The sequence below is a fragment of the Streptomyces sp. NPDC003697 genome (genome assembly GCF_053587115.1).
On record NZ_JBSFNN010000035.1, the window covers coordinates 41,875 to 65,134 of the forward strand.

19 protein-coding genes are annotated in these 23,260 nt (G+C 74.4%); 12 read left to right on the forward strand and 7 right to left on the reverse strand.

Translation table 11 applies throughout. From position 1 onward, the window contains the following. Positions 1-154 precede the first annotated feature (154 nt). The 3 genes from ACWDNY_RS16450 to ACWDNY_RS16460 form a co-directional block, all read right to left on the reverse strand. Entirely contained in the window at positions 155-811 is a 657-nt protein-coding gene (locus ACWDNY_RS16450; RefSeq protein WP_451646432.1) for a hypothetical protein, read from the reverse strand. Next, positions 799-1,338, reverse strand: a complete 540-nt coding sequence (locus ACWDNY_RS16455) for a SigE family RNA polymerase sigma factor (RefSeq protein ID WP_451646433.1) — start codon at positions 1,336-1,338, stop codon at positions 799-801. Before ACWDNY_RS16455 ends, ACWDNY_RS16450 begins: the two co-directional genes overlap by 13 nt. Before the next feature lie 342 nt (positions 1,339-1,680). Continuing rightward, positions 1,681-2,655, reverse strand: coding sequence for an A/G-specific adenine glycosylase (locus ACWDNY_RS16460; protein WP_451646434.1), 975 nt, complete (start codon positions 2,653-2,655; stop codon positions 1,681-1,683). Positions 2,656-3,183: 528 nt separating this feature from the next. On the opposite strand from ACWDNY_RS16460, the gene ACWDNY_RS16465 reads away from it, so the two are divergent. Beyond that, the gene (locus tag ACWDNY_RS16465; RefSeq protein ID WP_451646435.1) at positions 3,184-4,011 is read left to right on the forward strand and encodes a hypothetical protein; all 828 of its coding nucleotides are present in this window, start codon (positions 3,184-3,186) and stop codon (positions 4,009-4,011) included. A gap of 259 nt (positions 4,012-4,270) precedes the next feature. Here the strand turns inward: ACWDNY_RS16465 and disA are convergent, their stop codons facing one another. Together disA and radA are read right to left on the reverse strand one after the other, a co-directional pair. Continuing rightward, entirely contained in the window at positions 4,271-5,395 is a 1,125-nt protein-coding gene (disA, locus tag ACWDNY_RS16470) for a DNA integrity scanning diadenylate cyclase DisA (RefSeq protein ID WP_451646436.1), read from the reverse strand. An 82-nt stretch (positions 5,396-5,477) separates the two neighbouring features. After that, entirely contained in the window at positions 5,478-6,887 is a 1,410-nt protein-coding gene (gene radA, locus ACWDNY_RS16475; RefSeq protein ID WP_451646437.1) for a DNA repair protein RadA, read from the reverse strand. A gap of 812 nt (positions 6,888-7,699) precedes the next feature. On the opposite strand from radA, the gene ACWDNY_RS16480 reads away from it, so the two are divergent. Further along, on the forward strand, positions 7,700-9,391 hold the full coding sequence (locus tag ACWDNY_RS16480) for a BACON domain-containing protein (protein ID WP_451646438.1): 1,692 nt from the start codon (positions 7,700-7,702) through the stop codon (positions 9,389-9,391). 141 nt (positions 9,392-9,532) lie between these two features. On the opposite strand, the gene ACWDNY_RS16485 is transcribed toward ACWDNY_RS16480, so the two are convergent. Beyond that, entirely contained in the window at positions 9,533-10,435 is a 903-nt protein-coding gene (locus ACWDNY_RS16485) for a hypothetical protein (RefSeq protein WP_451646439.1), read from the reverse strand. A gap of 96 nt (positions 10,436-10,531) precedes the next feature. Between ACWDNY_RS16485 and ACWDNY_RS16490 the strand changes: the two genes are divergently transcribed. The 4 genes from ACWDNY_RS16490 to ilvD all read left to right on the forward strand — a co-directional run bounded on the left by ACWDNY_RS16490 (position 10,532) and on the right by ilvD (position 15,436). Next, the gene (locus ACWDNY_RS16490) at positions 10,532-11,461 is read left to right on the forward strand and encodes a Ppx/GppA phosphatase family protein (protein ID WP_451646440.1); all 930 of its coding nucleotides are present in this window, start codon (positions 10,532-10,534) and stop codon (positions 11,459-11,461) included. A 420-nt stretch (positions 11,462-11,881) separates the two neighbouring features. After that, positions 11,882-12,706 (forward strand): sugar phosphate isomerase/epimerase family protein, encoded by an 825-nt coding sequence (locus ACWDNY_RS16495; RefSeq protein WP_451646441.1) that lies wholly within the window; start codon positions 11,882-11,884, stop codon positions 12,704-12,706. After that, positions 12,703-13,308, forward strand: a complete 606-nt coding sequence (locus ACWDNY_RS16500) for a TetR/AcrR family transcriptional regulator (RefSeq protein ID WP_451646442.1) — start codon at positions 12,703-12,705, stop codon at positions 13,306-13,308. The genes ACWDNY_RS16495 and ACWDNY_RS16500 overlap by 4 nt, the downstream gene beginning before the upstream one ends. Before the next feature lie 274 nt (positions 13,309-13,582). Further along, positions 13,583-15,436, forward strand: a complete 1,854-nt coding sequence (ilvD, locus tag ACWDNY_RS16505; protein WP_451646443.1) for a dihydroxy-acid dehydratase — start codon at positions 13,583-13,585, stop codon at positions 15,434-15,436. Between the two features lie 52 nt (positions 15,437-15,488). Here the strand turns inward: ilvD and ACWDNY_RS16510 are convergent, their stop codons facing one another. Next, positions 15,489-17,966 (reverse strand): outer membrane protein assembly factor BamB family protein, encoded by a 2,478-nt coding sequence (locus ACWDNY_RS16510; protein ID WP_451646444.1) that lies wholly within the window; start codon positions 17,964-17,966, stop codon positions 15,489-15,491. Between the two features lie 183 nt (positions 17,967-18,149). Here ACWDNY_RS16510 and ACWDNY_RS16515 point away from each other — a divergent pair, with 183 nt between their 5' ends. The 6 genes from ACWDNY_RS16515 (at position 18,150) to proC (ending at position 22,757) form a co-directional block, all read left to right on the forward strand. Next, positions 18,150-18,482, forward strand: coding sequence for an SH3 domain-containing protein (locus ACWDNY_RS16515; protein ID WP_451646445.1), 333 nt, complete (start codon positions 18,150-18,152; stop codon positions 18,480-18,482). Between the two features lie 43 nt (positions 18,483-18,525). Then, positions 18,526-19,038 (forward strand): EamA/RhaT family transporter, encoded by a 513-nt coding sequence (locus ACWDNY_RS16520; RefSeq protein WP_451646446.1) that lies wholly within the window; start codon positions 18,526-18,528, stop codon positions 19,036-19,038. A 151-nt stretch (positions 19,039-19,189) separates the two neighbouring features. Continuing rightward, complete coding sequence (locus ACWDNY_RS16525; RefSeq protein WP_451646447.1) at positions 19,190-19,987, forward strand: class I SAM-dependent methyltransferase; 798 nt, start codon at positions 19,190-19,192, stop codon at positions 19,985-19,987. Positions 19,988-20,210: 223 nt separating this feature from the next. Then, entirely contained in the window at positions 20,211-21,011 is an 801-nt protein-coding gene (locus tag ACWDNY_RS16530; RefSeq protein WP_451646448.1) for an ABC transporter ATP-binding protein, read from the forward strand. Then, positions 21,008-21,805, forward strand: a complete 798-nt coding sequence (locus ACWDNY_RS16535; RefSeq protein ID WP_451646449.1) for an ABC transporter permease — start codon at positions 21,008-21,010, stop codon at positions 21,803-21,805. The genes ACWDNY_RS16530 and ACWDNY_RS16535 overlap by 4 nt, the downstream gene beginning before the upstream one ends. A gap of 139 nt (positions 21,806-21,944) precedes the next feature. Next, on the forward strand, positions 21,945-22,757 hold the full coding sequence (gene proC / locus ACWDNY_RS16540; RefSeq protein ID WP_451646450.1) for a pyrroline-5-carboxylate reductase: 813 nt from the start codon (positions 21,945-21,947) through the stop codon (positions 22,755-22,757). Positions 22,758-23,260: the final 503 nt, after the last annotated feature.

Sequence of the window (23,260 nt, forward strand, 5' to 3'; positions counted from 1 at the left end):
TGGACGCGCGGCGGGCGTCCGGCGTTCACCGGCGACGCCCTCACGCGGCGATGTCCTCGGGCAGGTGATCGGTACGGGGGGCCGATCGGTCCACACCCCCCCTTCCCCCGGACGGTCAACCGGGGGCCCGTCGCGGACGGCCGTCCGCCGGTCGTCAGCCGTCGGGCGCCGGCGCCTGGCTGCCCCCGACGGCGTTTCCGTAGTCGTTGGTGGTGCGGTACGCCTCGGTGAACCGGCCGGAGGTCCAGCGGTACGTGATCACGTCCTCGCCGGACGGGTTCGACACCGGGTCGCCCCGCTCGTAGACCTGCTTGGTGACCAGGAGGTCGCCGCGGTCTATCTCCGCGTACACCGGCGGCTCCTCCACCCGGAAGACGTTCCGGTACGCGCCGTCCTCCTCGCGGTACACGTACGAACCCACGCCCACGGCGTCGCCGCAGGTCAGGACGTTGATGACCACGTCTTCGCCGGCTCCCCCGGTCAGGTCGCCGTACGACACGTCGACGGGGTACTCGTCGGCCACGCACGGCTTCAGATCCCGCTTGACCGCGGCCGAGACCTTCGGGTCCTCCTTGATGAGCCTGACCGCGTCCACGCGCCGGGGGATGTCGCTGGGACTCGGCGAGGCGGTGCGCGCGGCGCCCGCCACCCGGTCGGAGTGGGCCGGGCCCTCGTCGCGGGCGCCGGTGCCGCCGGTCCCGCAGCCGGAGGTGAGAAGGCCGAGGGCGGCGAACACGGACCCCGCCGTGATCGCCGCCTGGACGGTGTTACGGGCCCGTGGTGTGGGCCCCGCGCCGGTCAGGCCGCGCAACGCTCCCGCTCCTCACGCTCCAGCGCGCGTGCGTCCAGGTCGCGCGCCTCCAGCTCCTCGCGGAGCCGGGCGAGCGCCCGGTGCAGCGTGCTCTTGACCGTTCCGGCCGACATGCCGAGGGCGGCGGCCGTCTCCTCTGTGGACATCTGCTCCCAGTGTCGCAGCACCACGACACTGCGCTGCTTCGGAGCGAGGACCTTCATGACGTCCATCAGCAGGGCACGGTCGGCGTGCTGTTCGGTGGAGTCGTCGACACAGGCGTCCGGGAGCTGCTCGGTCGGGACCTCCTCCAGCTTCCGGGCCCGCCACCACTCGGTCCGGGTGTTGATCATCACCCGGCGCAGGTAGGCGTCCGCGAGGCGCTTGTCGGCGATGCCGTCCCAGCGGCCGTACGTGCGCACGAGCGCCGTCTGGAGCAGGTCCTGGGCGTCGATCGGGTCCGGCACCAGCCGGCGCGCGCTGCGCAGCAGCGCCTCCTGCCGGGTCCGCACGTACTCCTCGAACTCGAGCACCTCGCCCTGCGCCATGATCGACCGCCTCCGATCCCCGTTTCCGGCCCGCCTGCCGCCGGTTCCCGCCTCGTGCGGACGGACTGTGGTCGGCAGCCGTCCGGTGCCTGTCGGCACGGACTCAAAGTAGGGAAGCGTTGTCACGGCGCTGTCCGAGACAGCCTGCGGGCAGCCCTCGGCTGTGCGTCGGTTGTGTAACGGACGCGGTAACAGGGTAGGGGTGCCGACCGCTTGACGTGGGTTCAGCCGGTTATGTGACGACGGGGTCGTGCAACCGCGACGCCGGGGTACGGCCGCGGGCGGGTGACACCGTCGCCCGCAGCCCCCGAGACGGTCGCGCGCCCGGGGGCCGGTGCGTCGTCACGTCAGCGGCAGCCGGTAGGTCCCGTCCGGCAGCGGCTCGACCAGACCGTCCGCGACGAGGCCGTCCAGGGCGCGGGCCCGCTGGACCGGCTCGTGCCAGACACGGTCGAGGACCGCCTGCTGGACGGGCGCGTGGGCCTCCCGCAGGACCGCGAGCAGCTTGCCGCGGACCTGCCGGTCCGTACCGGCGTACGTCTGGCCCCGGCGGGGCGGCCCGTCGTGCGCGGGCTTGCCCGCGAGCCGCCAGGCGCACTGCGCGGCGATCGGGCAGCGGTGGCACGACTCGTTCTTGGCCGTGCACACCAGCGCGCCGAGCTCCATGGAGGCGGCGGCCCAGCGGGCGGCGGTCCGTTCGTCCTCGGGCAGCAGGGCACGGGCGAGGCGGCGTTCGGCGGCGGTGGTGGCGTTCGGCGGGTACTGGACGCCGGTGACCGCGCGGGCGAAGACGCGGCGGACGTTGGTGTCCAGCACGGCGTGCCGCTGGCCGTACGCGAAGGACGCCACCGCCGCGGCCGTGTACTCGCCGATGCCGGGCAGGGCGAGGAGCTGCGCGTGATCGGTCGGCACGTCGCCGCCGTGCCGTTCCGCTATCGCCACGGCGGCGCCGTGCAGGCGCAGGGCGCGGCGCGGGTAGCCGAGGCGGCCCCAGGCGCGGACGGCCTCGCCCGGTGCCTCCTTGGCGAGGTCGGCGGGACGGGGCCAGCGGTCGAGCCACTGCTCGTAGACGGGCAGGACGCGGCTCACCGGCGTCTGCTGGAGCATGAACTCGCTGATCATCACGCCCCAGGCACCCGCCTCCGGGCGCCGCCAGGGCAGGTCGCGGGCGTGCTCGTCGAACCAGGCGACGACCGGGCCGTGCAGGGTCTCCCCGACGGGGGAGGCCGGGACCCCGGCCTGGTCCTCGGCGGGGGTGTCGGTGGCGGTGTGGGGGACGGTGGGGGTGCCGTGCGGGGGCAGTGTGGGCGCAGTCATGACGTTTCCGATCCTGCCATGCGGGGGTGGAACGCCGTGTGATGTGGCGCGGGGCGGTGTGTGGTGGGTCGGGGTGACGGGATGCGGTGGGGGCGGGGAGCCCGGCGGCCGGTTGGGAAGGCCGGGTCGGGGCGGCACTGGGCGTGGGCCGGGAGGGCGCCGGGTGGGCGCGGGACCTGGGGTGTCCGGGAGCGGGGCGCGGTGCGCCCGGGTACGGGGGCAGTGGTCCTTCGGGGCGCCGGCGGGGCGGGGGGACACGTCGTGCGTACGTCGTCCGCGTCCGCGGTCGCGCGTGGGGGAGCGGCCGCCGCGCCGGGCGCGCACCGCATGACGCCGTGAGCCGTGTCCGTTGGGTGGGGAGCGGGGCGGTGCGGCACGAGGGGCAGGGTGTTGCGCGGCAGGTCGGAGGGGAGTTTCGGCAAAATGCGCCGCACTGGCGTCACTTGCCGGAATGATGATCCTGAAAAGTTGGGCCCGGCGCGGCGGGTGGCGCAAGGTAATGCGTCGATCTCTCGTACAGTTTTCGCCGTGGGATCTCTGCGCAATCCGGTCGGGCCGCTTCCCTCCTCCATCTACTGGCGACGGAGGGTCGTACTGCTGTCTGTGGTCGCCCTGTTGGCGCTGCTGATCACATGGATCGTGACCGCGGGCGGCGGAGGCGGCGGCAACAAGGCCGACGGGCCCGGCGACAAGCATCCCGCGCCCTCCACCATCACGCCGGGCCCTTCCGATTCCGGACCCGCGATCAGCCAACGCCCCGGCGGACGCGACGAGTCGGGGAGTTCCGGTGACGGTTCCGGCGGTTCCGGTTCCGGTTCCGGCACGGGCGGTTCCGGGACGGGCGGCGGCTCCGCGGAGACCGGCGGCGTCGGTTCCGGGTCCGCCGGCGGCTGGAGCGGCGACGGCAAGGGGGGCGGCGGCTCGGGCAGCGTGCTCCCGGCCGGCACCACGCTGCCCAACTGCACCACCGGCGCGGTCCGGTTGAGCCTGCGCAGCGTCCGCAACTCCTACGCCCCCGGCGAGACGCCCACGTTCGAGCTGACCGCCGCCAACTCCGCGGGCAGTGACTGCAAGGTCGACCTCGGCCCGAGGACGGCCGAGTTGACCATCACCAAGTCCGACAGCGCGGACGACTTTTGGTCGTCGGCCGACTGCCCGAAGACGGCCGGCGGCCTGCTGTACCGGGTGCCCGGGGGAAGCAGCATCAAGTACACCGTCAGGTGGGACCGCAAGCCGAGCGCCCCGCAGTGCGCCACGCCTCCGGCGGGAACGGCCGGGCCGGGGACGTACCTGGTCGAGGTGAAGGTTCCCGGCTTCCCGAAGCTCCAGACGTCGTTCGTGCTGTCAGCGGACTAAGGGCGGTCCCGCGGTCCCGTGATCCGCGGTGGATCGGCGTGCGGCGTCGGATGCGGTGCATCGCACGGCGGAGGGCCGCCCTCGTACTGGGCGTATTCGGGCGATCCGGCAACGCGACGAGGTGCCGTAGCGGTCGTCGTGCGCCCGCCGGGGATTGCGGACAGCCCTTAGGGCCGGCCCGGCCGCCGCGCCGCGCGCGTACGACTCCCGCACCACCGCAGTTCGACGCCCGCGCGGACAGCCCACCCGGGTCCGTGTCTCAGACGTACCGTTCGAGGATCGACGACTCCGCCAGCCGCGACAGGCCCTCGCGGACGCTGCGCGCGCGGGCCTCCCCCACGCCGTCCACCGTCTGGAGGTCGTCCACGCTCGCGGCGAGCAGCTTCTGCAGGCCGCCGAAGTGCTCGACCAGGCGGTCGATGATGGCGCCGGGCAGCCGGGGGACCTTCGCCAGCAGGCGGAAGCCGCGGGGCGAGACCGCCGAGTCCAGCGTCTCGGGCGACCCGGTGTAGCCGAGGGCGCGCGCCACCGTGGACATCTCCAGGAGCTCGGCGTGGCTGAGGGCGTCGAGTTCGGCCAGTGCCTCGTCGACGGTGCGGGAGCGCTTGGCGGTGGGCTCGGGCACGTAGTCCCGGACGACCAGTTCGCGCTCCGGTTCGACGCCCGCGATCAACTCGTCGAGCTGGAGGGCCAGGAGGCGCCCGTCCGTGCCCAGCTCCACCACGTACTCGGCGATCTCCGTCGCGATCCGGCGCACCATCTCCAGGCGCTGCGCGACCGCCGAGACGTCCCGGACCGTCACCAGGTCCTCGATCTCGAGCGCCGACAGCGTCCCCGCCACCTCGTCGAGGCGCAGCTTGTAGCGCTCCAGGGTCGCCAGGGCCTGGTTGGCGCGGGACAGGATCGCCGCGGAGTCCTCCAGGACGCGGCGCTGACCGCCGACGTACAGGGCGATCAGGCGCATCGACTGGGAGACGGAGACCACCGGGAAGCGGACCTGCTTGCTCACGCGGTCGGCCGTACGGTGCCGGGTGCCCGTCTCCTCCGTGGGGATCGTCGAGTCCGGGACCAGCTGCACGCCCGCCCGCAGGATCTTCGACAGGTCCGTCGACAGCACGATGCCGCCGTCCAGCTTGCACAGCTCCCGCAGGCGCGTCGCGGTGAACTCGACGTCCAGGACGAAGCCGCCGGTGCACATCGCCTCGACGGTCTTGTCGGAGCCGAGGACGATCAGACCGCCGGTGTTGCCGCGCAGGACCCGCTCCAGGCCGTCACGCAGCGCCGTGCCGGGTGCCACGGCGCTCAGCGAGGCGCGCATCAGGCCATCGGCACCGGAGCTCCCACCGGACTTTCCGGGAGCTGACGCCCGGTCGTTGGCTGCCACTGCACTCCTCCGGTCGCAGGTTCTTCTGGCGCCCCCGTTTCGCACTCTCGGTTCGTACGGACGGGCGGGACCAGGGCAAAGTCTACCGGCGGTCCTCCGCCTCCCGTGGGGCCTCTCGGCGACGGGACCGGGGCAGGACCCGCAGGGCGTCCCCCATGTCCGCGACTTCCAGCACCTTCATCCCCGGCGGGATCCGGCCCGGGTCGCCCGGCACGAGGGCGTGCGTGAAGCCCAGGCGGTGGGCCTCCGCGAGCCGGCGCTGCACGCCCGTGACCCGTCTGACCTCGCCCGCGAGCCCCACCTCGCCGATCGCCACGAGGTTCTTCGGCAGCGGGGTGTCGCTCGCGGCGGACGCGAGGGCGAGCGCGACCGCGAGGTCGGCGGCCGGCTCGGACAGCTTCACGCCGCCGACCGTCGCCGAGTAGATGTCCCGCTTGCCCAGCGCGGTGATCCGGCCCCGCTGCTCCAGGACGGCCAGCATCATCGAGACGCGGGAGGTCTCCAGGCCCGAGGTCGTGCGGCGCGGGGAGGGGATCTGCGAGTCGACGGTGAGCGCCTGGACCTCCGCGACCAGGGGGCGGCGGCCCTCCAGCGTGACCGTCAGGCAGGTGCCGGGCACCGGCTCGGCACGGCGGGTCAGGAACAGGCCGCTGGGGTCGGCCAGGCCCGTGATGCCCTCGTCGTGCAGTTCAAAGCAGCCGACCTCGTCCGTCGCGCCGTAGCGGTTCTTGACGCCGCGGACGAGCCGCAGGCGCGCGTGGCGGTCGCCCTCGAAGTGCAGGACGACGTCCACGAGGTGCTCCAGCAGACGCGGCCCCGCGATCGCGCCGTCCTTGGTGACGTGGCCCACGAGCAGTGTCGACATCCCGCGCTCCTTGGACGCGCGGATGAGGGCGCCGGCGACCTCGCGGACCTGCGCCATGCCGCCGGGTGCGCCGTCGATCTCCGGAGAGGCCACCGTCTGCACCGAGTCCAGGATCAGCAGCGACGGTTTCACCGCGTCCAGGTGGCCGAGGACGGCCGCCAGATCCGTCTCGGCCGCCAGGTAGAGGTGGTCGTCGATGGCGCCGATGCGGTCGGCGCGCAGGCGCACCTGACTGGCGGACTCCTCACCCGTGACGTACAGCGTGCGGTGTTCGTCACTGGCCGCCTTGGCCGCCACGTCCAGCAGCAGGGTGGACTTGCCGACCCCGGGTTCGCCCGCGAGGAGGACCACCGCGCCGGGCACCAGGCCGCCGCCGAGGACGCGGTCCAGCTCGGGCACGCCGGTGGAGCGGGCGGTGGCCTGCCGGCCGTCCACCTGGCCGATCGGCAGGGCGGAGGTGGTGACGCGGCCCGGAGCCGTCGTGCGGACCGCGGGCGTGCCGTACTCCTCGATCGTGCCCCAGGCCTGGCACTCGGGGCAGCGGCCGAGCCACTTGGCCGTCTGCCAGCCGCATCCCGTGCAGCGGTAGGACGGGCGGTCCTTGGTGGTCTTCGTACGGGCAGCCATGGGGAAACCGTAACCGCCACCACTGACAGCCCGTCCGCGGAGCCGGAACCGGCAGGAACCGTCGTCCGCGCCCACGCCGGCCGACGCCCGCGGACGGCCTGGGCGGCACCGGCGGCCGGTCGCCCCCTCCGCGGCCGGCCGACGCCCGGCTGCGGGCTCGCCCGCGAGACCGGGCCGGCACCGGCTGCGGGCCCTTCCCACGCCGGCCGACGCCCGTCGATGCTCCGGTCCGGCACCGGTGCCCCGCCGGGCCCGTGCGCCGGTCGGCGCCCGGCTGCGGGGGTGGGGAGGTGTGGGCTCGCCGGCGAGGCCGGATCGGCACGGGCGGGCGGTGGGACCGGCACCGCCCCTCGGCCGTTTCCGCGCCGGGGACGCCCGCAGACGCCCTGGACCGTACCGGCCGCGGGCCGCTCCCGCGCCGGGGCGCCGAAGCCGAGGGGAACCGGATCGCGCCGGAGCGGGCGATCGCCCGCGGCCGGTGCCTCAGGGGTCGGCGGCGGGACGGCGGTCTCGTGACCGGCGAGGCGGGGGCCGGCGGCGGGACGGCGGACCCGCGCCCGGCTCCGCAGGGCCCCGTGGCCGGACGGCGCTCTCGCGCCCACCGATCCCGCCGGGGTCCGCGGCGGGACGGCGGTCCCGGGGCCGGCCTCGCGGCGGCCCGCGGGGCCCACGGCGGGCCCGGGTCGGGGGCCGTGTCTGCCATGTGGGGGAACGTTCCTGTCCCCTTATGAGGGATCGTTTCACCCGTACGGATTAAATGTGCTCAAGGTAGAGGAATGGCCCCTTCCCTGGCCCCTACGGTCGCACGGGTGATGAGCAGCAGTCCGGAGACCTCGACCCGCAGGACCGGTACGCACCGGGCGCACCGCGAGGCGCGCGACCGCGCTGCCGCGCGCACGCTGGCACAGCGTCCCCCCGTGCCCCACGACTCGTACCTGGACGGCCTGTTCACCTACTGCCTGTCGGTGCTGTGCGACCACGACGCGGCGACCGCCGCCCTGGGCGACGCCCTCGCGCTCGCCGAGCGGCGCGGGCACCGGGTGCCGGAGACCGTGGGGGAACGCAGGGCCTGGCTGTACGCGCTGGCCCGCTGGGCCTGCCTGCGCAAGCTGGCCGAGGCCAAGCAGAAACGTCCGGGCGCGCACGCCGCGGGCCGCTCCGACGAGGCCCGGCAGCGCTCCTCAGGGCCCGCCGCGCCGCCCGTCCCCGAGGAGGTCGAGCGACAGCGGCGGCGCGAACTCTCCCTGCTCGCCTGGCCGGAGGCCGCCGGCACCACCCCCGAGCAGCGCGAGGCGCTCGAACTCGCCGTACGCCACCATCTGGCCCCCCACGAGGTCGCCGCGGTCCTCGGCCTGGACGCCACCGTCGCCCGCGAGCTGCTCGCCTCCGCGGCCTGCGAGGTCGAACGCACCCGCGCGGCCCTGGCCGTGGTCGAGACCGGCTCCTGCCCGAGTGTGGCCGGACTCACCGGCGACCAGCAGTTCGTGCTCAGCGCGGCACTGCGGCGCGAGCTCGTGCGGCACGTCGACGACTGTCCGCGCTGCCGCCGCACCGCCGAACGCGCGGTGCCTGGCCGGTGGCCCGGCGCCACCGTCACGCCCGCCGAGCTGCCGGTGCTCCCGGCGCCCCGCGCGGCCCTGCGCGCCGCCATGGCGGACCACTCCCGCGTGCGGGGCGCAGCGCCCCGCTTCGACCGGCGCGGTTTCCCGATGGACCCCAAGGACCGCGCGGCCCGCCGGGACCGGCTCCGCGCGCGTGCGGTGACCACCACCGTGGTCGCCACGGTGGTCGCCGCCCCGGTGCTGGCGCTGTGGGCCGCCTACCGCGGCACCCCGACGGGGGAGGGCCCCGGCGGCGCGTCCGCCACCACGCAGGAGGCGCAGGACGCCGACGGCGCCACCGCCGGCTACGAGAACGCGGGCAACGCCGCCGCCAGGCCCGACGCCCGTTTCACCCGGGGCGGCCGGCCCGACGTCTCCGTCGAGGTGGTCAGCGCCGCCGGCGCCGGCGACCGGGGCGGTCATCTCGCCGTGACCGCCGGGAACCAGGGCAACACCACGCTGATCACGCTGACCGCGTCCGGGCCCGAGCCGGTCCGCTGGTCCGCGACCACCGCGGCGTCCTGGCTCTACCTCAGCATGTCCTCGGGCACGCTGCGGCCCGGCGAATCGGTGACGATCAAGGTCTACGTCGACCCCCTGCGCGAGCCGGCCGGTCGCTGGCGGGCGCGCGTGGCCGTCGCGCCCGCCGGAGCCGTGGTGACCATCGACGGCTACGGCACGGCCCCCAGCCCCTCCGGCGCCGCACCGACCCGCCCCGGAAGCCCGCCGCCGACGTCCCGCCCGCGGCCGACACCTACCGTTCCGGCGCCCGCTGAGCCGTCGCCGAGCGAGCCGCCCACGTCCGGCCCCACCGCGACGCCCAGCGACCCGTCGCCGTCCGACCCGGCCGCGTCGGATCCGCCCTCCGAGGGCGGCGGCACGACGCAGGAGGACGAGTCCTGAGAGCCGGCCCGGCCGGTCGGGCCGCACCGGCGCGTACGCGCGCTGCGGCGACGCGCCGGACAGGTTGCCGTCCCGGCGAGTTGCCAGGCCCCCGTCGTGCTCCTGCCAGGGCCTCGGGGCTCCGCGGCGCCGCGGAGCCGGTCAGGCAGTCGGATCTGCCGGATGCGGCGCCAGCAGGGGCAGCCCGGAGGCCAGGCGCTCCTCGCACAGCTCGACCAGGCGGTCGTAGCCGGCCCTGCCCATCAGCTCGGTCAGCTCGGCCCGGTAGGAGACGTACACCGGGTCGCCCGCGCCGTGGGCCGACGTCGCCGAGGTGCACCACCAGTGCAGGTCGTGACCGCCCGGACCCCAGCCCCGGCGGTCGTACTCCCCGATCGACACCTGGAGCACGCGGGTGTCGTCCGGCCGGTCGATCCACTCGTAGGTCCGCCGGATCGGCAGCTGCCAGCACACGTCCGGCTTGGTCTCCAGCGGCTCGCGGCCCTCCCGCAGCGCCAGGATGTGCAGCGAGCAGCCCATCCCGCCGGCGAAGCCGGGCCGGTTCTGGAAGATGCACGACCCCTGGAAGGGCCGGGTCTGCCGGGAGCCCTCGTCGTCCTCGGAGACCCAGCCGTTGCGCGTGCCCTCGGCGTGGTTCTGCCAGATGTCCGGGGTGAGCCTGGCCATGTGCTCCGCGACCCGCTTCTCGTCGTCCTCGTCGGAGAAGTGCGCGCCGAGCGTGCAGCACCCGTCGTCCGCGCGGCCCGCCTGGATGCCCTGGCAGCCGCTACCGAAGATGCAGTTCCAGCGAGAGGTCAGCCATGTCAGGTCGCAGCGGAAGACCTGCTCGTCGTTCGCGGGATCCGGGAACTCCACCCACGCGCGGGCGAAGTCCAGGCCCTTCTCGTCCGGCTCCGGCTTGTTCTTCGCCTTCTTCGGCGGCGTCACCTGCGAAGAACCCCGGGCCGGCCCGGCCGCCGCGGCCATCTGGTCAGCCCCCGTCCCCCTTGTCGACGTGGTCGTTTTAACCGAGTTGTCGTTCTTCGCCTTTTTCGTCTTTGGCACCCGTCCAGGGTATGCCGCCGAACGCCGTTCCCCGGCACCGTCCCGAGTCGCGCAGGGAGGGCCGCTCGCGCCGCGGCGGGCAGTAGCGTGCCGTATATGAGACTCGGTGTCCTCGACGTGGGTTCGAACACGGTGCATCTGCTGGTGGTCGACGCGCACCCCGGCGCCCGCCCGCTGCCCGCGCACTCGCACAAGGTGGAGCTGCGCCTGGCCCAGCTCGTCGAGGACGGCGCGATAGGGCCGCACGGCGTCGACCGGCTGGTCGCGGTCGTCAAGGACGCGCTCCAGGCCGCCGAGGACAAGGGCGTCGAGGACCTGCTGCCGTTCGCCACCTCCGCCGTGCGCGAGGCCCGCAACGCCGACGACGTCCTCACGCGCGTGCGGCAGGAGACCGGCGTGGAACTGCGGGTCCTCACCGGCGAGGAGGAGGCCCGGCTCACGTTCCTCGCCGCCCGCCGCTGGTTCGGCTGGTCGGCCGGGAAGCTGCTGGTGCTCGACATCGGCGGCGGTTCCCTGGAGATCGCGTACGGCATCGACGAGGAGCCCGACGCGGCCGTGTCGCTGCCTCTGGGCGCGGGCCGGCTCACCGCCGGCTGGCTGCCCGGTGACCCGCCACGGTCGGAGGACGTCAGAGCGCTGCGCCGCCATGTGCGCGCGGAGATCGCCCGCACGGTCGGGGAGTTCACCCGCCTCGGGACGCCCGACCACGTGGTCGCCACGTCGAAGACGTTCAAGCAGCTCGCGCGCATCAACGGCGCCGCACGCTCCGCCGAGGGCCCGTACGTCCAGCGCGAGCTGAAGCGGCAGTCCCTGGAGGGCTGGGTGTCCCGCCTCGCCGGGATGACGGCCGCCGAGCGCGCGGAGCTGCCCGGGGTCGCGGAGGAGCGGGCGGGACAGCTCCTCGCGGGCGCGCTGGTCGCCGAGGGCGCGATGGACCTGTTCGGCATCGAGACGCTGGAGATCTGCCCGTGGGCACTGCGCGAGGGCGTGATCCTCAGGAGGCTCGACCACCTGCCGGGTGCCTGAGCCCTGCCGTTGGGGCCACTCAGGCGTCGCGGCACGCGCGTCCGCCGCGTCGGGCCGGTTGCCGCCCCTGCGCGTCGGTGCCCCCTCCGCCCTCGCAGCCGCACGCGAGCGGACCTCGATGGCCGGCGCCCCCGGCCCTCGCAGCCGCACGCGACCGGGACTGTGGAAAGGCACGCGCCCAAGAGCCGGCCCGATCCGGACAACGGGCCCGGCGGGGCCCGGCGGGCCCCTCGGTGGTGCGGCTCCCCCTCGCTCCCGCCGCCTCCGCGGGGCGTCGGCGCGTGAACCCCGCCACACCCCGCCCGCCCGCAGCGGCGGCCTGAAACGGGCATATGCCCTCGTGAGACGCTGTGGCCGGATGCCGCACCCCCGCGATGCGTGGGCCTCCGGGGCCCGGCACGTCCCCGTACCCTGTGTCTCGTGGCAGAACCAGCGGTGCGCATCCCGGATGCGAAGGTCGCGCTGTCGACCGCCTCGGTGTATCCGGAGTCGACGGCGACGGCCTTCGAGACCGCCGCACGCCTCGGCTACGACGGCGTCGAGGTCATGGTGTGGACGGACCCCGTCAGCCAGGACATCGAGGCGCTGCGCAGACTCAGCGACTACCACGGCGTCCCCATCCTCGCCGTTCACGCCCCCTGCCTGCTCATCACGCAGCGGGTGTGGTCGACCGATCCCTGGGTCAAGCTCCAGCGCGCCCGGGCGGCCGCCGAGAAGCTCGGCGCGACCACCGTCGTGGTCCATCCGCCGTTCCGGTGGCAGCGGCAGTACGCGCGCGACTTCGTCGCCGGAATCTGGCGGATGGCGGACGAGACCGACGTCCGGTTCGCCGTCGAGAACATGTACCCGTGGCGCTACCGCGACCGCGAGATGCTCGCCTACGCCCCCGACTGGGACGTGACGAAGCACGACTACCGCCACTTCACGATCGATCTCAGCCATGCCGCGACGGCCCGCACCGACGCGCTGCAGATGGTCGACCGCATGGGCGGCCGCCTCGGCCACGTCCACCTCGCCGACGGCAAGGGGTCGGCCAAGGACGAGCACCTCGTGCCCGGCCGCGGCAACCAGCCCTGCGCCGAGCTGCTGGAACGTCTCGCCACGTCAGACTTCGACGGCCACGTCGTCATCGAGGTCAACACCCGGCGCGCCATGTCCAGCGCCGAGCGCGAGGCGGACCTGGCCGAGGCGCTGGCCTTCACCCGGCTCCACCTGGCGTCGGCCGTGAAGGTGCCGAGGCCATGAGCGAGGCCACCGGCCGGCGCCGGGGCAGGCCCCCGGGCACGGAGTCCGCCGGCACCCGCGAGCGCATCCTCGCCGCGGCCCGCGAGGAGTTCTCCGCGCGCGGCTACGAGAAGACGTCCGTACGCGGCATCGCCAAGGCGGCCGGCGTCGACCCGGCCCTCGTCCACCACTACTTCGGCACCAAGGAGCAGGTCTTCGAGGCGGCGATCGAGGTCGCCTTCGCCCCGGCTCTCCAAGCGCCGGGCGCGCTCGCCGACGGTCCGCTCGACGGGGTCGGCGAGCGGCTGGCCCGCTTCATCTTCGGCGTCTGGGAGAACCCGGCCACCCGGGCGCCCGTGCTGGCGATCGTCCGCTCGGCCGTCGACAACGAGACCGCCGCCGCCGTCTTCCGCCGTCTGGTCGCCGCGCAGCTGCTGCGCCGCGTCGCCGCCCAGGTCGACGCCCCGGACGCCGAGCTGCGCGCGGAACTGGCCGCCGCGCAGCTGGTGGGCTGCGCGATGCTGCGGTACGTGATCCGGGTCGAACCGCTGGCCTCGGCGGACCTGGAGCAGATCATCGCGCGGGTGGCGCCGGTGGTGCAGGGCCACCTCACGGGGCCGTGAGCGGCGCGGTCACCACCGGAGCTGTGAGCCGCGCCGGGGCCCCACGCGACCGTGAGGCACGCCGGGACCCCGCGACGCGGTGAAGAAGCGCGCCGGTGGCATCCCGCAGGCGCCTGACGTGCCGGGGGCGCCGCTTTCGGGGTGGTGGCACGCTGAGACATGTGTCCCGTATCGCGGACACCGCGTCCCGCTCCCTGGATGACCGGCGTACGCTCGACTTCGTCAGTATCTGCCGGAACGCACACGGCAGAACCTTCCGAAGGAGCGAGCGACGATGCCCGAGCTGAGGTCCCGCACTGTCACCCACGGCCGCAACATGGCGGGCGCCCGCGCCCTTATGCGCGCCTCCGGTGTACCCGGTGCGGACATCGGACGGAAGCCGATCGTCGCGATCGCCAACTCCTTCACCGAGTTCGTGCCCGGCCACACGCACCTGCAGCCCGTCGGCCGCATCGTCAGCGAGGCGGTCCGGGAAGCCGGCGGCATCCCGCGCGAGTTCAACACGATCGCCGTCGACGACGGCATCGCCATGGGCCACGGCGGCATGCTCTACTCCCTGCCCTCCCGTGACCTGATCGCGGACAGCGTCGAGTACATGGTCGAGGCCCACTGCGCCGACGCCCTGGTCTGCATCTCCAACTGCGACAAGATCACGCCGGGCATGCTGATGGCCGCGCTGCGCCTCAACATCCCGACGGTCTTCGTCTCCGGCGGCCCCATGGAGTCCGGCCGCGCCACGCTGGTCGACGGGACGGTCCGCACGCTGGACCTCATCGACGCGATCGCGGACGCCGCCAACGACAGGATCTCGGACGAGGACATCCTCCGCATCGAGGAGAACGCCTGTCCGACGTGCGGCTCCTGTTCCGGCATGTTCACCGCCAACTCGATGAACTGCCTGACCGAGGCGATCGGCCTGTCCCTGCCCGGCAACGGCTCGGTCCTCGCCACCCACACCGCCCGCAGGGCCCTGTACGAGAACGCGGCCCGCACGGTGATGGACCTCACGCGCCGCTACTACGAGCAGGACGACGACTCCGTCCTGCCGCGCTCCGTCGCCTCCGTCGCCGCCTTCGAGAACGCGATGGCGCTGGACATCGCGATGGGCGGCTCGACGAACACGATCCTGCACCTGCTGGCCGCCGCCCAGGAGGCCGGCGTGCCCTTCGGCCTGGAGGAGATCGACGAGGTCTCCCGCCGCGTGCCCTGCCTGGCGAAGGTGGCCCCGAACGTCGCCAAGGACCGCACGTACTACATGGAGGACGTGCACCGCGCCGGCGGCATCCCCGCCCTGCTCGGCGAGCTGCACCGGGCCGGCCTGCTGAACGAGGACGTCCACGCGGTCCACAGCCCGTCCCTGGCCGACTGGCTGAAGACCTGGGACGTGCGCGGCGGCTCCCCGTCGGCCGAGGCCGTGGAGCTGTGGCACGCGGCCCCGGGCTGCGTGCGGTCGGCCGAGGCGTTCTCCCAGTCCGAGCGCTGGGCGTCCCTGGACGACGACGCCGAGAACGGCTGCATCCGCTCCGCCGAGCACGCGTACTCCAAGGACGGCGGCCTGGCGGTCCTCAGGGGCAACCTGGCCGTGGACGGCTGCGTGGTGAAGACGGCCGGCGTCGACGAGTCGATCTGGACCTTCGAGGGCCCCGCCGTGGTCTGCGAGTCGCAGGAGGAGGCCGTCCAGAAGATCCTCACCCAGCAGATCAAGGAGGGCGACGTCGTCGTCATCCGCTACGAGGGCCCCAAGGGCGGCCCCGGCATGCAGGAGATGCTCTACCCGACCTCGTACCTGAAGGGCCGCGGCCTGGGCAAGGCCTGCGCGCTGATCACGGACGGGCGCTTCTCGGGCGGCACCTCGGGCCTGTCCATCGGCCACGCCTCCCCCGAAGCGGCCTCCGGCGGCACCATCGCGCTCGTCGAGGACGGCGACCGCATCCGCATCGACATCCCGAACCGCTCCATCGAGCTGCTGGTCGACGCGGCGGAACTGACCCGCCGCGGGCAGGCCCTGGGCGGCGTGTACGCCCCGAAGGACCGCGAGCGCAAGGTCTCCGCGGCGCTGCGCGCGTACGCGGCGATGGCGACCAGCGCGGACAAGGGCGCCGTGCGGGACGTCTCGAAGCTGGGCTGAACCCCGCGCAGGCCGTCAGGGGCCGCTCCGCCGGGGGCGGCCCCTCGGCGTGTCACCAGGCCGACGGGTCGCGGCCGTCCACGGCGAACACGGTGCCGTCGGGGGCGCCCGCGCAGACGTGGCCGTCGGCCACCACCGGCTGCGGCAGGGACGCCGCGACGACGTCCGTGCGGGTGCCCAGACGCGGCCGGGTCTGTCCCACGAGGCGTCCCGTCCCGGCGTCGACGGCCAGCAGCCGCCCGTCCCCGGCGGTGAAGTAGACGTGGCGGGCGTCGGCGACCGGCGCGGAACCGCGGCTCACGGACGTCTCCAGCTGCCACCGCACCCTCCGCTCGCCCAGGTCCAGGGCCTCCAGCGTGCCGCCCGCGGCCAGCAGATGGACGACGTCGCCGCGCACGGACGCCTGCACGCCGTCGAGCGGGAACGCCAGGGCCACCCGCACGGACGCCCGGGTCGCGGGGGAGTAGCGGACCACGGCGTCCACCCGGCCGTAGGCCGACGGACGGGTGGCCAGCAGGACGAGGGAGCCGTCGTGGCTGCCGGCCGGCGTCAGCATGCCGTCCAGACGGGCCTCCCAGCGCACGTCGCCCGTGTCCGCCGCGACGGCGGTGACGCGCGTGGCCGACCCGTCGTCCGACGTGCTGACCGCGTACGCCAGCGGGTCACCGGCGAACGAGGAGAAGTACGGCGCGGCGTGGCCCGGAACGTTTCGGCTCCACTTGGTCTCGCCCGTCGCCCCGTCCACTCCCCGGACCAGGCCGTCGGTGCCGGTGAGCAGGAGCATGCCCCCGGCGGACCGGATCCCGGTGTACGCGGGCACGGTGCGCTGCCACCGGACCTCGCCCGTCGCGGGGTCCAGCGCCTCCAGACGCCGGCCGTGGTCCGTGAGCGGCTGCACGAGACCGCCCGCGACGACGGGGGGCGTGCCGCGGACCGTCCCGGCGACGGGATGCCGCCACAGCAGCGTGCCGTCGGCGGGGTCGAGGGCGTAGACGAGTCCGGGCCGGGCGCAGAGCAGCCGGCCGGCCCCTTGGGAGCACTGGGGCACGCCGTCGCCGGCGGGGACGGACGCGGCCTGCCAGCCGGTGAACGCGGCGGAGGCTCCGGCGGCTGCGCTGTGCGCGGGGGCGTCCGCCGCGGGGGGCCGGACGAACTGGGTCGTGACCAGGGCGCCGCCCAGAAGAAGGCCCAGCGCGCCGGCGGCCAGCGCCGCCTGCCGGCGACGGCGTCCGCCGGGGCGCGGCTCGGACCGCCCGGCCCGCTCGTCGCGGGACCCGGGCGGCGCGGCGTTGCGCGCGCCCTCCGCCGGGCGGGCGGCCTGTGCTGCCCGGGAGCCTTCCGCTCCCCGCGCGCCGCCGGGCCAGTCGTCGTGAGCCCGTCCGTTCTGCGTCCTGCCGTCGCCGGACCGGTCGTCGTGCGCCCGGCCCTCGTCCTGAGCCGGCCCGCCGCCGGGCCAGCCGTCGATGGCCCGCTTGTTGTGCGTCCTGCCGTCGCCGGTCCAGTCGCCGTCGGGTCGGCCGCCGTCGGTCCAGTCGTCGTGCGTCCGCTCCTCGCCGCCGCCGGGAGCGGCGCCGGTGGGGCGGCGGTCCGTGCGGCCGCGACCGTCCGGCCTTCCACCGTCCGGGCTCTCGCCCGCCGGCTCGTCGTCCGCCGGCTCGTGGTCCGTCCGCTGTGCCGGTATGAACGCCTGCGTGTCGTACGAGGCCGACACCGACCGCAGTGCGCGCATCAACTCGTCCGGCGTCGGCCGGTCCTCGGGATCCTTGGCGAGGCAGCGCAGCACCAGCGGCGCCAGGTTCTCCGGCAGGCCGGTCAGGTCCGGCTCGTCGTGCACGACCTGGTAGGCGACGATGTACGGGCTGTCGGAGTCGAAGGGCCCGCGCCCCGTCGCGGCGTGCACCAGCACCGACCCGAGTGCGAAGATGTCCGCCGCGGGCCCCACCTCGCGGGGGCGGCGGAACTGCTCGGGCGCCATGAAGGGCGGCGTACCGATCAACTTGCCGGTCTCGGTGCGCAGTTCGCTGTCCTTGGGCCGGGAGATGCCGAAGTCGATGACCTTCGGCCCGTCCTCGGCGAGCAGCACGTTGCTGGGCTTGAGGTCCCGGTGCACCACGCCCACCCGGTGGATGTCGCGCAGGCCCTCGGCGAGCCCGGCCATCAGGCGGCGCACCTGCGCCGGGGCCATGGGCCCGTTCCGCTTCACATGGTCGGAGAGCGTGGGCCCCGGGATGTAGACGGTGGCCATCCAGGGCCGCGCGGCCTCCGGATCGGCGTCCACGACCGGCGCGGTGAAGGCACCGCTGACCCGCCGCGCCGCCGCGACCTCCTGCCGGAACCGACCTCTGAACTCGGGGTCCCGGGCGAACTCGGCATGCACGACCTTGACCGCGAGCCGCAGCCCCGAGGTACTGCGCGCCAGGTGCACCACGCCCATGCCGCCGGAACCCAGACACGACTCGAGGCGGTAGTGGCCCGCGTATTCGGGAAGTTCCGCTTCCGCGCCCGCTCCGCTGCTGCGCCCTGGCGCCATGGACCACCCCCGTGCCGTTCGTCCCGAACCTCCGCGCGCGCGACGCACGGAGCCTAGTCGATGACTCGTACGGGACCGAGGCGGCTTGCTAGCCTCCCCGTGCGAGTCGCGCGCAGGTGTCCCGGCGCGCGTTCGTCAAGGGGACCCCATGACCGTCATGGGGTGCAACGGGGGAGGTTCATCATGTCCGTCGAACGCACCGCGGGTGCCGGCCGCGCCGAGGGAGCCGAAGCCGCCGGGGCCGAGGTCTACGCGGCCACCGCGGCCGTGCGGTACTACTCGATCGCGCCGGGCGTCCAGCTCAACGTCCGCAGCGGTCCGGGCACCGGCTACGGCATCGTCCGCGTGCTGCCCGAGGGCAGCACCGTCCCGATCTACTGCCAGACCCCGGGGACGTCGGTCACCGGCCCGTACGGCACCACCACCATCTGGGACAACATCGGCAACGGCCAGTACGTCTCCGACGCCTACGTGCACACCGGCAGCGACGGCTACGTCGCCTCCCGCTGCTCCTGATCCCGGCCGGAGCCCGCGGCCGGACCGGAGCCATAATCGACGCGTGAGCGACGACAACGGCACCCCGGACACCCCCGCGGGCTCCTCGGCCCCGGCGGGTCCCCGGCCCGAGCCCCTGCGCTTCTTCGGCACGACCTGGGTGCATCACGACGGCGGCTACCCGGTCCGCCGTGTCGGCGTCGCCGTCGGCTCGCTCGCCGCGGCCGCCGTCTCCTGCCTCGCCCTGCGCCTCGCGTACGAGGGGCTGGGGACGGCCGGCTCGGGCGCGTTCGTGACCGTGCTCGTGGTCGTGATGTTCGCGGTGTGCAGCGCTCTGGCCTTCCGCCACACCTGGGACGGTTTCGGCAAGCGGCCCGACCCTGAGCGCCAGGCGTCCCTGCGGGGCCTGCTCGCCGTCGGCTTCGTCGGCTCCCTGCTTGCCTACTTCGTCCGCTCCCTCGTCGAGGCCCCCGGCGAGAAGCTGCACCGCGCCGAGTACGAGGAGGCGCGCGAGCTGTACGAACGCCGGTCCACCCGCCGCTCGGGCAACCCCTCCAGAAAGCGCCGCCGCCCCTGACCCACCGCCGGAGTCCGCCCCGCCGCCGTCGGCCGGAGCGTCCCGGCGGGAGCGCGACACGGCGCGGACGCGACACGGCGCGGACGCGACACGGCGCGGTGTGGCCGGAAACCGCCGTCCCCGCTCCCTGCGCCGGACCACGATGGCCCGTATGAGCGTATTCCCCTCACCCGTCCCGGGCCCCGGCACCCTGCACGCCGTCCGAGCCCGCTCCTTCGACGCGGCGGCCGTCCAGTACGCCGCGAACCGCCCCTCCTACCCACCCGCCCTCCTCGACGCGGTCGAGGAACTCGCCGGCCGTCCGCTCGCCGGGGCCCGCGTCGTCGACGTCGGCGCCGGTACGGGCATCGCGACCGCCATGCTGCGCGAGCGCGGCGCCGACGTGCTGGCCGTCGAGCCCGGCGCGGGCATGGCGGACCAGTTCCGCCGCGGCCTGCCCGGCGTCCCCGTCGTGCGGGGCAGCGGCAACGCCCTCCCCCTCGCCGACGGCTGCGCGGACCTGCTCACCTACGCGCAGGCGTGGCACTGGACCGACCCCGCCCGGTCGGTGCCGGAGGCCCTGCGTGTCCTGCGGCCGGGCGGCGCGCTCGCCCTGTGGTGGAACACCGACGCCCTCGACGTCGGGTGGATCGCCGAGGCTGCCCGGCGCGCCGCCCGCTTCCTCGGCATCGACGCCGCCGCCGAGAGGCGGACGGCGGGTGCCCGCGCGGACCTGGCCGACCCGGCCGGCCGTCTGGACTTCGCCCGCCGGGTGCTCCGCTGGAGCCGCCGCGTCCCCGTCGACACCCACCTCGCCAACATCGGCAGCCACTCCCTCTTCCTGGTCTGCCCGGAGGAACGCAGGTCCGCGTTCCTCGCCGAGGAGCGGAACCACCTGCTGGAGGTCTTCCCCGACGGCATCGTCGAGGAGACCTACGACGTGGTCCTCCGCGTCGCCGTCACGCCCTGACCCGCCGCGCGGACGCCGTCCGCCGAGCACCCCCGCCGTCGTGCGGTCACCCGCCGGCGGCGCCCCGGGGGACCACCGGGGCGCCGCCGGGAGCCCTTCCACGGCCACGCCGAGCCCGCCGGGTTCCGGGCTGCCCCCGGCGAGGACGGTCCCGCCCTCCGGAGGCGCCACCGCTCCCGGCACGCCCTTGACGGAGCCGGGTCCTGAGCGCACTATTCATCACATGATGAATTACAGGGCCGCCGACCCTCCGGCGACGGCCACCCCCGCTCTCCGCGCCGAAGGCCTCACCGTCGTCCGCGGTTCCCGACCCGTCCTGCGCGGCCTCGACTTCACCGTCCCCCGCGGCCGGATCACCGGCCTGCTCGGCCCCTCCGGATGCGGCAAGTCGACCCTGATGCGCGCGATCGTCGGCACTCAGGCCAAGGTCTCCGGCACGCTCGACGTCCTCGGTCACCCCGCCGGCCACGCCGGTCTCCGCACCCGCGTCGGCTACGTCACCCAGGCGCCGTCCGTCTACGACGACCTGACGGTCCGCCAGAACCTCGCCTACTTCGCCGCCGTCCTCCAGCCGGGCCGTGCGGCGGCCGAGCGCCGGGCGGCCGACGTCACCCGGGCCATCGCCGACGTGGACCTCACCAGCCACGCCGACGCGCTCGCCGGCGCGCTCTCCGGCGGCCAGCGCAGCCGCGTCTCCCTGGCGGTCGCCCTCCTCGGCACCCCCGAACTGCTCGTCCTCGACGAACCGACGGTCGGTCTGGACCCCGTCCTGCGCCGCGACCTGTGGAACCTCTTCCACGACATCGCCGCGACGCGCGGCGCCACCCTGCTCATCTCCTCCCACGTCATGGACGAGGCCGAGCGCTGTGACCACCTCCTCCTGATGCGCGAGGGCGAGATCCTCGCCGACGGCACCCCGGAGGCGCTGCGGTCCCGCACCGGCTCGGCGACCGTCGAGGCGGCCTTCCTGCACCTGGTGGACGAGGCGGCCGCAGCAGGCCGCGACAAGGAGACGGCCCGATGAGCACGACGACCGCGGCGGCACCCACGCACCACCACGCGCCGGCGACCAGCAGTGCCCTGAACCCCTCCCGCACCGTCGCCACCGCGGCCCGCGTCCTGCGCCAGCTGCGCCACGACCCGCGCACCATCGCGCTGATGCTGCTGGTGCCCTGCCTGATGCTGGTCCTGCTGCGGTACGTCTTCGACGGCAGCCCGCGCACCTTCGACAGCATCGGCGCGTCACTGCTCGGGATCTTCCCCCTGATCACGATGTTCCTGGTGACCTCCATCGCCACGTTGCGCGAACGCACCTCGGGCACCCTCGAACGCCTGCTCGCCATGCCGCTCGGCAAGGGCGACCTCATCGCGGGCTACGCCCTCGCCTTCGGCGTGCTGGCGATCGTCCAGTCGGCCCTGGCCACCGGCCTGGCACTGTGGTTCCTCGGCCTGGACGTCACCGGCTCGCCGTGGCTGCTGCTCCTGGTGGCCCTGCTCGACGCGCTGCTCGGCACGGCGCTCGGCCTCTTCGTCTCGGCCTTCGCGGCCTCGGAGTTCCAGGCGGTCCAGTTCATGCCGGCGGTGATCTTCCCCCAGCTCCTCCTCTGCGGCCTCTTCACACCCCGCTCCCGCATGCACCCGGCCCTGGAGGCCGTCTCCGACGCCCTGCCGATGTCCTACGCGGTCGACGGCATGAACGAGGTCCTGCGCCACACCGAGGTGACGGCGACGTTCGTACGGGACGTGCTGATCGTGGCCGGCTGCGCGCTGCTGGTGCTGGGCGTGGGCGCGGCGACCCTGAGGCGCCGCACCACCTGAGACGTGGCGTGCGACAGGTCCGGGCGCGCGGGCCGTCCCTGTCCGGTGGCGTCCGCCTGCCGGACAGGGACGGCCGGCCGACCGCCCCCGGTGCGAGGATGAATCCGGACGACGCACACCTCCGGAGGGCACCGCAGCCATGACCCAGAAAGTCGCAGTCCTCGGCACCGGCAAGATCGGCGAAGCCCTGCTCAGCGGAATGATCCGGGCCGGCTGGGCCCCCACCGACCTCCTGGTCACGGCCCGCCGCCCGGAACGAGCCGAGGAACTCCGTACCCGCCACGGCGTCACCCCGGTCACCAACGCGGAGGCCGCGAAGACCGCCGACACCCTGATCCTCACGGTCAAACCGCAGGACATGGGCACCCTCCTCGACGAACTCGCCCCGCACATCCCCGCCGACCGCCTGGTCATCAGCGGCGCGGCCGGCATCCCCACCTCCTACTTCGAGGAGCGCCTGGCCGCCGGCACCCCGGTCGTCCGCGTCATGACGAACACCCCCGCGCTCGTCGACGAGGCCATGTCGGTCATCTCCGCCGGCAGCCACGCCTCCGCCGAGCACCTCGCCCACGCCGAGGAGATCTTCGGTGCCGTCGGCAAGACGCTCCGTGTCCCCGAGTCCCAGCAGGACGCCTGCACGGCTCTCTCCGGCTCGGGCCCGGCGTACTTCTTCTACCTGGTAGAGGCCATGACCGACGCCGGCATCCTCCTCGGACTGCCCCGCGACAAGGCGCACGAGCTCATCGTCCAGTCGGCGATCGGCGCCGCGGTGATGCTGCGCGACAGCGGCGAACACCCGGTCAGGCTGCGCGAGAACGTCACCTCGCCGGCCGGTACGACCATCAACGCCATCCGCGAGCTGGAGAACCACGGCGTGCGTGCCGCCCTCATCGCCGCCCTGGAAGCCGCCCGCAACCGCAGCCGCGAACTGGCCTCCGGCAGCAAGGACTGACCCCCGGCAGGTCACGGCGCGGCAGTGGGGCCCCTGGGCACCGGCAGCGATGCTGCCCCCACCCCGGGCCCGGCGGCCGAGGGAGCCCGTCGCCACCGCCCGGCGACCCGGGGTTGACACACCCGTGCCCGGTCCGTAAAGTTCTCCGGGTTGTCCGACGTGAGAGCCGACCCCGGTCGGTCCCCGGACAGCCATCCCGCACGTACCAACCTCTTTCGGCGACAGTCGACACGGCTGCCGTCATGTCATTGGCATGTGTATTTGCGGAATGAGGAATCCGCGTCCGAAAGGGCGCACCCCCCGATTCGCTCGGGAGGAAGGAATCCGCTAAAGTCTCACTCGTCGGAAGGGCTCAACGGCCCTGAGGACAGCCCCCGCTGACTGGGGATCAGACCGAAAAGGGTCTGATAGAGTCGGAGTCGCCGGAAAGGGAAACGCGGATGCGGGAACCTGGAAAGCGCCGAGGAAATCGGATCGGGAAGATCTGATAGAGTCGGAAACAC